The sequence below is a fragment of the Dactylosporangium sp. NPDC051484 genome, assembly GCF_040689395.1.
Taxonomy (GTDB): Bacteria; Actinomycetota; Actinomycetes; order Mycobacteriales; family Micromonosporaceae; genus Dactylosporangium.
Window position 1 is genome coordinate 439,480 of record NZ_JBFAZX010000002.1, and the last position, 10,944, is coordinate 450,423.

The following is a 10,944-nucleotide window of genomic DNA, read 5'->3' on the forward strand; positions in this document are numbered from 1 at the left end:
ACTGTCACGCCGCTTTCGCGGCAGACTTCCGGTGGGTTACCGCTTCGCCGCGCTGCGCCAACGTCACCGCTGGTCTTACCCGCGCTCCACGGTCGTTGCTGTCCGCCCGTCCGACGGCCAGAATGCGGTCGAAGTCGGCGACGGTCGTGTCGACGCCGGGGACGAGCAGCACGACGGTCCGGGCGGCGGACGGGTCGCCGACGACCTCCAGGGCGCGGCCGTCGGGGTACCGCCCGCTGTGGATCGGCAGCGGCGGCGCGGTGGCGTCCGGTTGGGTCGGGCCGAAGGCGGTGAGCAGGGCAGCGGCGACGGGGAGCAGCAGCAGCGTTCGCATGCCGGGAAGCTAGGAACGGGGCGGGCGTGCGATCGTCATACCGCGGAGCGGTCATCGGATACCTCCGCGGTACCGAAGAAGACCATCGGGTCGTGGGTGCCGGCGTGCACGGGGGCGGACATGCGCAGCCGACGCTTCACGCCCAGCAGGTGCTCGCGCAGGTCGGGGTCGCCGCGGCGGGCGGCGGTGAGGTAGCCGAGCCCGCGCTCGCGCAGCCAGCGCAGCAGCACCGCGCCCTCGCTGTTGGGCCAGGGCCGCCGGCCGTGGAAGACGTCGTGCACGGCGACCGCGACGCCGGGCTTGAGCCGGTCCAGGACGGCCGCGGTGTACCAGCGGGCGAAGCCGGCCGTGTGCCGCGCGTCGACGAGCAGGAAGCCCGGGTCGTCGGGCAGTTCGGTGGTGCGCACGTCGCCGCGGGTGAACCGCCATCGGGTGCGGGTCAGCTCGTCGGGCAGGGTGCGGGCGGCGTGACCGACAAGGTCGTAGGTGTACAGCACGCCGTCGCCGTTGTCGCGCAGGGCGCGCAGCAGCCACGAGGTCGACCAGCCGTGGTACGAGCCGATCTCGACGACCGTGTGCGGGCGCAGCGCCCGGACGGTGAGGTAGCTGATCTCTGCCTCGATGTCGTCGAGCTTCGGGCGCATCGGGCGCTGTGCGAGCAGCTCGCGCTGCTCCTCGCGGGCCGCGCGCAGGTCGGCGGCGTGCTCGCGGTACCAACCGATGAGGATGTCCAGCGTGTACATGCGCGCGAAGGTAGGCGGCCGCCGCGCGCGGGCGCGTCATCCCCGGGAGCCATCCCGCGCGTCGTACCGCGGGACTACTGCTCCCCCGCGTTGACGACCCCGGTCTCGTAGGCGAACACGACGGCCTGAGCCCGGTCGCGCAGGTCGAGCTTCTGCAGCACCCGGCTCACGTGGGTCTTCACGGTCTGCTCGGCGACGACCAGCGACTCGGCGATCTCGGCGTTGGACCGACCGCGCGCGATGAGCCGCAGCACCTCGACCTCGCGCGGGGTGAGGCCGCGCAGCCGGGCCGGCTGGTGGGCCACGGCGCGCGGCCGGGCGGCGAACTGCTCGATGAGCTTGCGGGTCACCGAAGGCGCGAGCAGCCCGTCGCCGGCCGCGACGACCCGCACCGCGTTGACGAGTTCGGCGGCGGGCGCGTCCTTGAGCAGGAATCCGGACGCGCCGGATCGCAGCGCCTCGAACACGTAGTCGTCCAGGTCGAACGTGGTGAGCATGAGCACCCGGGGCCGGTGCAGCCCGGGCGCGGCGCCGAGGATGCGCCGGGTGGCCTCCAGGCCGTCGAGGACGGGCATGCGGATGTCCATGAGTACGACGTCGGGGGCGCGGTCGCGGGCCAGCGTCACGCCCTGCTCGCCGTTGGCCGCGTCGCCGACGACGGTGAAGTCGGGCTGGGCGGCCAGCAGCGCGGCGAAGCCCTGCCGGACCATCGCCTGGTCGTCCACGATCAGGATCTTGATCATGCGGCTCCGTTCAGCGGGAGGGTGGCGACGACCTCGTACGCGCCGTCGGCGACCGGGCCGGCCAGCAGGGTCCCGCCGACCGCCGTGGCCCGCTCGCGCATGCCGAGCAGGCCATGGCCCTTGCCCTTGCCCACCGGCCCGGGCGTCGCGCCGGTCGGCTCGTTGCGCACGAGGACCACCAGGTCTGACTCGTGCCTGCGGATCGTGATCGTCACCGGCGCGCCGGTCGCATGACGGCGGGCGTTGCTCAGGGCCTCCTGCACGATGCGGAACGCGGCCAGCCCGACGCCCGGCGGCACCGGCGTGCCCGGCACCGGCGAGAACTTCACCCGCACGCCCGCCTCCCGCGCCTCCCGGACCAGCCCGTCGAGCTCGTCGAGGGTCGGCTGCGGCTCGGTCAGCGGAAGGGAGTCGTCGCGCAGCACGCCGAGCAGGCGTCGCATCTCGGTGAGCGCCTCGCGCGAGGTGCCGGCGATGGCCTGCAGCTCCTCGGCCACGGCCGGCGGCACGCCCTCGATGCGGTAGACGGCCGTCTCCGCCCGCACGGCGATCAGCGACATGTGGTGCGCGACGACGTCGTGCAGCTCGCGCGCGATGCGGTTGCGCTCCTCGGCGACCGCCCGCCGCGCCTGGGCGAGCTCGGAGCGCTCCTCCTCCTCGGCGAGCGCGCGCTGCACCTCGCGGCGGCGGCGGATCTGGTCGCCGACGACGAGGATCGCCATGACGAGCAGGAGCAGCCCGGCGATGTTGGGTGGCCGGACGTACAGCGTGACGAGCAGGAACGCGGACACGCCGGTCCACAGCACCACGCCGCGCGGGTGGCGGATCGCCACGACGGCGAGGATCAGCGGATAGCTGAGCATCTGCAATGGCTGCCATGGCCAGGGTGTGCCCTGCTCGAGCTGGATGCGCAGCGGGGTGAGGATCGCCGCGAGGAACGCGATCCGCCAGGCCAGCAGCGGCCGGGTGGCGACCAGCGCGATCGGCGCGGCGATGAGCCCCGAGGCGACGATCAACAGCAGCCAGTCACGGTCGCCGGACCCGCGGGCGTTGCCGAGGTAGTACTGATACGCCGGCAGGACCGACACCATCCCGGCCACGGCGCCGATCAGCGGCAGCGCCCGGCCGAGCCGCGTCCTCGGGTGGACCGCCGGATCCTTGCCGAACAGGAACCGGCCCAGGTCCTCGACGATCCACCCCACGATCGCCATGCTATGCCAGCTGCTGGATCACCTCGTCCAGGACCTGATCGACGCTGCGCACCGCTCACCCGGGTGAATGCGACCCGAGGTCCGCCAGCGCGGCCGCGATCGCCGCGGGGTCGCCGCCGTCGAGGCCCAGGGCGCGGCGGCGCGGATACGGACGGACCCGTGCGCCGGCGTGCTCCAGCGCCAGGATCAGCCCCAGGATCCGGCCGTCGAGGTCGTCGTCGGGCGGCAGCTCGACCACGCGGTCGTGGCGGGCCGGCGGCGGGTCGCCGCGCAGCGCGGCGGTGACGAGCGCGGCCGTCGACCGGGTCATCGTGCGGGTCGTGTTCACCCCGGGCGGCGTCGGCGAGTACACCGGCCAGTACGCGTGCCGGTCTCCTGAGCGCGGCCGGCGCGGGTGGCCGGCGCAGTGCCGCAGGAACCCGTCCATGCCTTCAATGCCTTCCGGGCCTTCAGGGCCGTCAGGGCCTTCAAAGGCGGCCGCGTTGTGCCGCAGGGCCTCGGCGGTGAGCACGGCCCAGGTGAAGCCGCCGACCAGGCCCCACGCGGCGCCGTCGAGCTCGCGCTCGCGGGACCAGGCGCGGACGCGGGACAGCAGCGCCCGGAACACGGCCGGGTCGAGCCCCTCCAGCAGCGCGTCGGCGTCGCGGACGGCCAGCACCGCGCGCCGGGCGGCGTCGTCGAGCGCGGGATCGTCCGGGTCGAGGCGGTCGACGTCGGCGACGGCCACGTGCTGCACGTCGACGCTGACCCCGGCGACGGTGGCCCGCAGGACCGGCACCACGGTCCCGGCCCTGCGCGCCCCGGGCAGCGCCGCGGCGAGTTCGCCCAGCGGGTCGCCGGCCGCGGGGCGCGGGGTGGCCCACAGCAGGTCGAGGTCCGTGTCCGGGATGGCCGAGGTGTCCAGGCCCAGGCGGACCGAGCCGATCACGTGCACCCGCGAGCCGGGCCGCACCGCCGCGGCGGCGTCGGCGACGAGGAGCCGGGCCGTTTCGTGGCCGGTCGCGAACGGCACGCTGCGGCGCACCGCGAACGGCTCGTCGCCACGGCGGCTGATCAGGTCGGCGACGGTCACGGTGAACTCGACCGGGTGCCAGTCACGCTGCATGGCGGCGACCCGTTCCGCGATCCGCGCCCGGGGCCCGGTGAGCTTCGCGACCGTCAGGTGCGGCGTGAACCCGTGCGCGCCGCGGGTGTCCTGCTCGCCGCACCCGGGAAACCGCGCGGCGAGCGCGGCCTGCAGGCGCCGTAGCGCGCCCGGCGGCGTGGTCTGCGGCTCCAGCCACACGGTGGTGCTGCCGCGGTGCTCGAAGCACCGCAGCGTCGCCAGCCGGATCCGGATCGGGCCCAGGCCCTCCACCGCCGCGGCGGCCACCCGCGCGGCCGCCTCGAACTCGGCCTCGGGCACGAACCCGTAGACGAGGTTGATGTGCGGCATCCAGCGCCGGTGCGCCGGGTCGTGCGCCGCGCGGACGGCCTGGATCGGCGCCCACACCCACTGCGGCGGGCGCACCACCAGCGCGGAGGTGTGCACCGACGGCGCGTCGACGGTCCTTCGCGCCGGTTGTAGTAGCGCGGTGACGCCGAAGTGGTCGGAGACGAAGCGGGGCTCGCCGCCGTCCTCGGCGAACGGCCGGTCGCCGAAGCGCTCGGCGACGATCGGCGTCAGCGGGCCGCGGACCAGGATGCGGTCCAGCCGCGCGGCGCGCCCGGTGCGGGAGGCGACGGCGGCGAGCGGGTTCACCGCCGGGTCGAACGTGAACCCGGCGTCGTGCGGGTGCAGCGCCCGCCACGCGTCGACGTAGCCGGGCACGGCGGGCGCGGCGTCGTCGCCCGCGTTGAGGTCGGTGAGCACGACGGCGGCGTCGAGGTCGCCGCGCCCGAGCCGCTCGGCGATGACCCGCAGCTGATGCTCCCGGCGCTGCTCGGCCCCCTCGGTGTGGTCGCTCGTCAGGTGGGCGGCGACGAAGCCGACCGACCGGCCGTTGAGCTCGGCGCGGCCGAGCACGAGGCGCTTGTACGCCGAGAGCCGGTGCACCTCCAGCGCGAGCGGCCACCGCGCGAGCAGGGTCGTGCCGTAGCCGATCCGCGGGTCGGGCCCGGCGCAGATCCAGTAGCGCTCCCGCATCCACGGCGCCGCCAGCAGCGCCGCCCACAGGTCGTGGGTGACCTCGTGCAGCGCGATCACGTCGGCGCCGAGGCCGGCCAGCAGCTCGACGCAGGCGGGCACCCTTCGCTCGGGGTAAGTCAGCTCACGGTCGTAGGCGTCGGAAAGCACGTTGAACGTGGCGACCTGGACGGCGTCGACGTGCACCGGCGCGGGCGGCCGGGATGGCTCGGCCGGCACCCAGTCGCCGGCCGCCGGGTCGTATCGCAGGCAGGCGGCCGCGTCGAACGCCGACACGCCGCGCTTGGCGGCCGCGGTGACGGCAGGCGGCCGGGTGCGCCGCGCAGCGTCGGCGCTCAGCGCGGCCAGGTCGGCGGGCGGCCCGTCGCCGGAGCCGAAGACGAGGTCCACGCGGGCCCGGCGGTCCCAGACGACGACCGGGCCGGCCTTGACATATCGCACCCGGTGCCACGGCACGTCGCCGCCGCTCACGAAGGCGAGCAGCGGCGTCTCGCGGATGCCGGCGCCGCGCTCCTCGTAGCCGACGTGGAAACGGGCGGCGTCGAGGGTGGCGTCGTAGCGGATCCGCGAGACGACGTCCTGCACGGGTCGCAGCCCACCGCCCCGCGCGTTCGCCATGCCGGAAAGCCTAGGTCGCGCCGCGCGTGGGCGGCGACCGAATTCTTACCCGGTACGGCGCATATGGCGGCCACCGGCGGGCGCTGCGGTGGTCGTTACCGCAGCGCCGCCAGCGTGCCGAGCACGCCGTGGCGTTGCAGCGAACGGCCCCACGAGGCGAGCTGGTCGCGCAGCTCGGCGTCGTCGGCGAAGCCGGGCGGGAACACGGCGTCGAGCTCCAGCAGCGACGGGGCGGCCCGCAGCCGGTCGGCGAGCGGGTCGTCCAGCGGCAGCGGGCTGCCGTCGTCGGCGTAGCCGCGCACGAAGCGCATCCAGGCGGCGAGCACGAGCGTCGCGTGCCGCGGCACGGCGCCGGCCGCCCGCCGGTCCGCGATCGTGCCCAGCAGCCGCTGCGGGAGTTTCTGCGTGCCGTCGGTGGCGACCTGCAGCGTACGGTGGCGCAGGGCCGGGTTCGCGAAGCGCTCGAGCACGCTGTCGCCGTACCGCTGCGTCGAGAGCCCCTCGGGCGGGCACAGCGTCGGCGCGATGTCCGCCCGGATGAGGCCTTCCATGGCCGCGCGCATCCCGGGCAGCGCGAGCGCCCGGTCGATGGTCGGGGCGCCGGCGAGCGCGCCGAGGTAGGCCAGGGCGGAGTGCACGCCGTTGAGCACCCGCAGCTTGAGCCGCTCCCAGGGCGCGACGTCGCCGGTGAGGATCGCCCCGGCGAGGTCCCACGCGGGCCGGCCGCCGGGGAAGTCGTCCTCGATCACCCACTGGCTGAACGGCTCCGCGGCGACCGCGGCCCGGTCGATCAGGCCGAGCGACGCCTCGGCGACGGCGAGCGTGGCCTCGGTGCTGGCGGGCACGATCCGGTCCACCATGGTGGACGGGAAGCTCACGAAGTCCGCGACGGACTCCCCCAGTTCCGCGGTGACCAGGGCGCGCAGCCGGTGGCCGTTGCCGGGCAGGTTGTCGCAGCTGACGAGCGCCACCGGCGCGCCGTCCGCGGCCCGGGCACGCAGCCCGCGCACCAGCAGGCCGAGCACCTCGGAGCCGGCGCGGTACGCCTTCTCCGTCACGCTCAGCGTCACGACGCGGATGCCCGGGTCGGCGAGGCATGCCTCGACGGCGGCCGGGTCGCTCGCCGCGTGCATCGCCCGGGCGTGCACGCCGAGCACCCGGGGGCGCACCCGCTCGCCGTCCAGCGTCAGCACGCTGTAGAGCAGGTCCTGCTCCAGCAGCGGCTCGATCACGGCCCGGGAGCGGGGCGCGACCGCGGCGATCGCCCAGTCACCGCCGCCCCGGGCGATCGCGTCCTCGGTGTAGACCGCCTGATGCGCGCGGTGGAAGGCGCCGAGCCCGAGGTGCAGGATGCCGGTTGCGGCCTCGCCGGGGCGGATCGCCGGGCGGGCGGCGGGGTCCAGGCGGTCCACCGTGGACCGGCTCAGGCGCGCCACGCGGGTCATGTCGTTACTCCATTGTGGACGGTACGCTGGTAGACGCGCTTGGGCAGGTGGTAGGCGAGGTCGGCGATGGTTTCCGCGGCCTCGTCCAGCGGCAGGCGGTGCTCGGCGACGAGCCGGGCGAGGAAACCCGCGTCGACGCGCCGGGCCACGTCGTGACGGACCGGGATCGAGCAGAACGCGCGGGTGTCGTCGACGAACCCGGCGGTGTTGTAGAAGCCGGCGGTCTCGGTGACCGCCTCGCGGAAGCGGCGCAGGCCCTCGGGGCTGTCCAGGAACCACCAGGGCGCGCCGAGGAAGACCGCCGGGTAGCCGCCGGCGAGCGGAGCGAGCTCGCGGGTGAACGTCGTCTCGTCCAGCGTGTACAGCACGATGCGGAACCGCGGGTCGGTGCCGAACTCGTCCAGCAACGGCTTGAGCGCGCGCACGTACTCGGTCGGCCCGGGGATGTCACCGCCGACGTCGCGGCCGTGCCGGGCGTGGAGGGCGGCGTTGTGGTTGCGTACCGCGCCCGGGTGCAGCTGCATGACGAGCCCGTCCTCGACGGACATGCGGGCGAACTCGACGAGCATGTGCGCGCGGAAGCGCTCGGCGTCGCCCGGCTCGGCCCGCCCGCGCAGGGCGCGGTCGAACAGCGCGGCGGCCTCGGCGGCGTCCAGGGCGAGCGTGGCGGCGCTGGGATGGCCGTGGTCGCTGGAGGTGGCACCGGCCGCGATGAACGCGCGGCGGCGCTCCCGCAGGCGGTCCAGGAACTGCGCATACGTCCCGGCGCCGAGCTGCGCGACGCGCTCGGCCCAGCCGGGCCAGTCGAGGTCGACGAGGTCGTCGGGGCGAAACGTGGTGATCACCCGGCCGCCCGGGCCGCCCCAGCCATCGGCGGCGAGCTTGGCGTGCGCGCCGAGGTCGGCCAGCGGCGACTCGGTGGTGGCCAGCACCTCGATGTTGAACCGCTCGAACAGCGCACGGGGCCGGAAGCCGGGGCCGGCCAGGCGGGCGGCGATCGCGTCGTAGACCTCGTCGGCGGTGCGCGGGCCCAGCTCCACCGGCACCTCGAACACCTCGGTGAGCACCCGCTCGGTCCACAGTCGCGAGGGCGTGCCGCGCAACAGGTGCCAGTTGGCGGCGAGCAGCCGCCAGATCGCGCGCCCGTCGGTCTGCACCGGCGTGCCGTCCAGCGACGGCACGCCCAGGGCGGCGGGGGCGATGCCCTGGCTCGCCAGCATCCGGGTGATGTAGTGGTCCGGCACCACGATGAGCCGGGCCGGGTCCGGAAAGGGCCGGTCGTCGGCCAGCAGCGCGGGGTCGACGTGGCCGTGCGGGCTGATCAGCGGGAGGTCCTTGGCGTGCCGGTAGAGCTCGCGTGCGATGGCGCGGATCCCCGGCTCGGCGGGCAGCAGCTGGTCTTCATGCATGTGCGATCCCAACCTCGAGCTCTGCGGCGGTCACGTGCGTTCGGCGCCGGCCGGCCAGATCACCGTCATCGGGACGCCACGGATCCTCGCCAGGGCCACCACGTCCGAGGTGCCGCCCGGGTCGTCGCGCTCGTGGCCGTCCCACACCGCGACCAGGTGGTCGACGCGCTCCAGCATGATGCGGTTGGCGGCGACGTAGGCCGGCGCGCCCGAGCGGCGCTCGCCGGTGGGCAGCACGACGCGGGCGCCGGCCAGCAGCGCGTCGAAGTCGCGGCGGCGCTCGGCCGGGACCATGCGGCGGTAGTCGGGGGCAGGCAGCACGACCTCGTAGGAGCCGCCGACCTCGCGCACCGCACGGGCGAAGAGCTGGTCGGCGCCGTCGGCGAGGCAGGTGACGCCGACGATCTCGGCACCGTCGAAGGCGCGCAGGTGGCGCACCAGCGCGCCGTAGATCACCGCCGCGGCCCCGTCGGTGAGATTGGTGTGGCCGGTGATCCCGATCCGCATGGGTTCTCCCCTCCCGGCCACACTACGCCGCGATCCCGACCGGCTCGTTCAGCCGAACGATGGTAAAGCCCTCGTCGGCCAGCATGTCGGACATCGAGCGGACCGCGTCGCGCGCCTTTTCCCGGCTCGGCTCGCCGAGCTCGTCCCAGCCGATCAGGTCGGGGTGGCGCCGGCGGCGGTCGTCGCGGGGGCCGTACCGCCAGCCCTGGCCGGCCCGCTCCTCGCACCACCGCTCGTGCTCGAGCCGGGCCAGCCGCTCGTTCTCCTCCTGCGTGATGATCGCGTCCTCACCGTTGCGCACGGCGATGACGCAGCCGAGGACCCGCATCTTGGCGGCGATCCCCTGCACCTGGGCGCGGTTGGCGTTGCGCATCGACTCCGACAGCCGGGCCCACTCCACGCCGCCGGCGGTGCCGCCGCGGCCGGTCGCGGTGAGGTAGCGCTGATGGAACTCCCGCGCGAGCCGCTCCGTCAGGTCGTCGGTGATCAGCCGCGCGTCACACGCGCGGGTGAGGATCGGGTAGACCTGCAGCCGCCCGCCGACCTCGTCGAGCAGGTCGTTGTGCTCGCCGCCGTGGAACGCGTCGGCGAGCGCGGCGCTGTGGTAGGTGGCGACGAACACCGCCTCGGTGACCGCGTGCCACAGGTGCGGGCTCTCCAGCGCCAGGTCCAGCATCCGCTGCTCGTCGTGGTGACACAGGTAGATGCGGTCGTACCGGGCCGGCCGCGCCACCCGCGGCAGCCACGTGTCGAGCAGCTCGTTGTAGGCGCGGATGCGGCAGGACTGCTCCAGGAACGGGAAGCGGGCGGCGAGCGTGGCCACGGTCCGCCCGGCGTCCGGGCCGATCATGTCGACGTGCAGCCCGTCCGGTGCGCCGCCGGCGGCGCGCCAGAAGCGGGCCGTCTCCACGAGCAGCACCCGGGGGAAGGAACCCTCGCCGGCGATGAGCAGCCGCAGCGGCCGCTCGCCGGCGCGGCGCAGCGGGTGGCGCTGGTAGAGCCGGCGGGCGGCGACGTCGTCGACGTGGAAGTAGTCCAGCCGGAACCGGTTCGTGCCGGCGGCGCCGAGCCGGCGTGCCTGCAGCAGGTGGCAGGTCTGCTGACGGTTGACCTGCACGTAGATCCACGGCGACGTGCGGCGCAGCTGCAACTCGGTGCCGGCCGCGACCGCGATGGCGTGGTTGACCTGGTCGTCGTCGCCGCACACGTAGAGGTACCGGGCGCGGCGCAGGCCGGCGGCGCGCAGCACGTTCGCCGAGCGCGCGTCGCCGCTGACGCCGAGCATCCGGCGGTGGCGCAGCTCCAGCGGGCCGAACGCCCGCGCGCGCACCTGCACGACGCGGTGGCCGGTGTTGAACAGCTGTCGGGCCAGCGCCTTGGCGAACGGGGTGTCGCCGCACACCACCGCGTGCCGGCTGGCGGTGCGGGAGCGGAACCGGCGCACCTCGTTGGCCAGCAGCAGGCGGCCGGTCTCCACGACGGTGAGCAGCGTGAACAGCGGGGCGAGCAGGCGGGCGACCTCCAGCTGCCACGGGAACGGGCCGCCGTCCTGCAGCGCGTCGGAGCCCAGCACGTAGAGCTGCAGGACGAAGTAGAGCACGTCGAGGGGGTGCTTGCCCTCCTTGTACTCGTACATCCCGGCCCAGCCGAGCCCGAAGGCGGCCAGGCCGATGACGGCGAAAACCCCCCGGACGATCGACACGCTCGTCCGGGATCCACCCCACTCCGGCACCGCCATCTGCCCACCCCCGACTCGACCCCCATCGATGTACCTCCAGTGTGCGGTAATCGCGGCGCTACTGACAGGCG

9 protein-coding genes are annotated in these 10,944 nt (G+C 74.9%); all 9 read right to left on the reverse strand.

Going from position 1 to position 10,944, the window contains the following annotated elements:
* Positions 1-4: 4 nt before the first annotated feature.
* The 9 genes from AB0367_RS05930 to AB0367_RS05970 all read right to left on the reverse strand — a co-directional run bounded on the left by AB0367_RS05930 (position 5) and on the right by AB0367_RS05970 (position 10,837).
* Positions 5-334 carry an alpha/beta hydrolase gene (locus AB0367_RS05930; RefSeq protein WP_366225032.1) on the reverse strand — a complete coding sequence of 110 codons (330 nt, stop codon included), beginning with the start codon at positions 332-334 and terminating at the stop codon, positions 5-7.
* 35 nt (positions 335-369) lie between these two features.
* Positions 370-1,077 carry a class I SAM-dependent methyltransferase gene (locus AB0367_RS05935; protein WP_366225033.1) on the reverse strand — a complete coding sequence of 236 codons (708 nt, stop codon included), beginning with the start codon at positions 1,075-1,077 and terminating at the stop codon, positions 370-372.
* Positions 1,078-1,151: 74 nt separating this feature from the next.
* Entirely contained in the window at positions 1,152-1,820 is a 669-nt protein-coding gene (locus AB0367_RS05940) for a response regulator transcription factor (RefSeq protein ID WP_366225034.1), read from the reverse strand.
* Positions 1,817-3,031 carry a histidine kinase gene (locus AB0367_RS05945; RefSeq protein ID WP_366225036.1) on the reverse strand — a complete coding sequence of 405 codons (1,215 nt, stop codon included), beginning with the start codon at positions 3,029-3,031 and terminating at the stop codon, positions 1,817-1,819. The genes AB0367_RS05940 and AB0367_RS05945 overlap by 4 nt, the downstream gene beginning before the upstream one ends.
* A 55-nt stretch (positions 3,032-3,086) precedes the next feature.
* Positions 3,087-5,774, reverse strand: a complete 2,688-nt coding sequence (locus tag AB0367_RS05950) for an RNA repair domain-containing protein (RefSeq protein ID WP_366225037.1) — start codon at positions 5,772-5,774, stop codon at positions 3,087-3,089.
* 95 nt (positions 5,775-5,869) lie between these two features.
* Positions 5,870-7,219: a mannitol dehydrogenase family protein gene (locus tag AB0367_RS05955; RefSeq protein ID WP_366225038.1), complete on the reverse strand. Its 1,350-nt coding sequence runs from the start codon at positions 7,217-7,219 to the stop codon at positions 5,870-5,872.
* Positions 7,216-8,628 carry a glucuronate isomerase gene (gene uxaC, locus AB0367_RS05960; protein ID WP_366225039.1) on the reverse strand — a complete coding sequence of 471 codons (1,413 nt, stop codon included), beginning with the start codon at positions 8,626-8,628 and terminating at the stop codon, positions 7,216-7,218. Before uxaC ends, AB0367_RS05955 begins: the two co-directional genes overlap by 4 nt.
* A gap of 30 nt (positions 8,629-8,658) precedes the next feature.
* Complete coding sequence (locus AB0367_RS05965; protein WP_366225040.1) at positions 8,659-9,135, reverse strand: hypothetical protein; 477 nt, start codon at positions 9,133-9,135, stop codon at positions 8,659-8,661.
* Positions 9,136-9,157: 22 nt separating this feature from the next.
* Entirely contained in the window at positions 9,158-10,837 is a 1,680-nt protein-coding gene (locus AB0367_RS05970; RefSeq protein ID WP_366225041.1) for a RyR domain-containing protein, read from the reverse strand.
* Positions 10,838-10,944 lie beyond the last annotated feature (107 nt).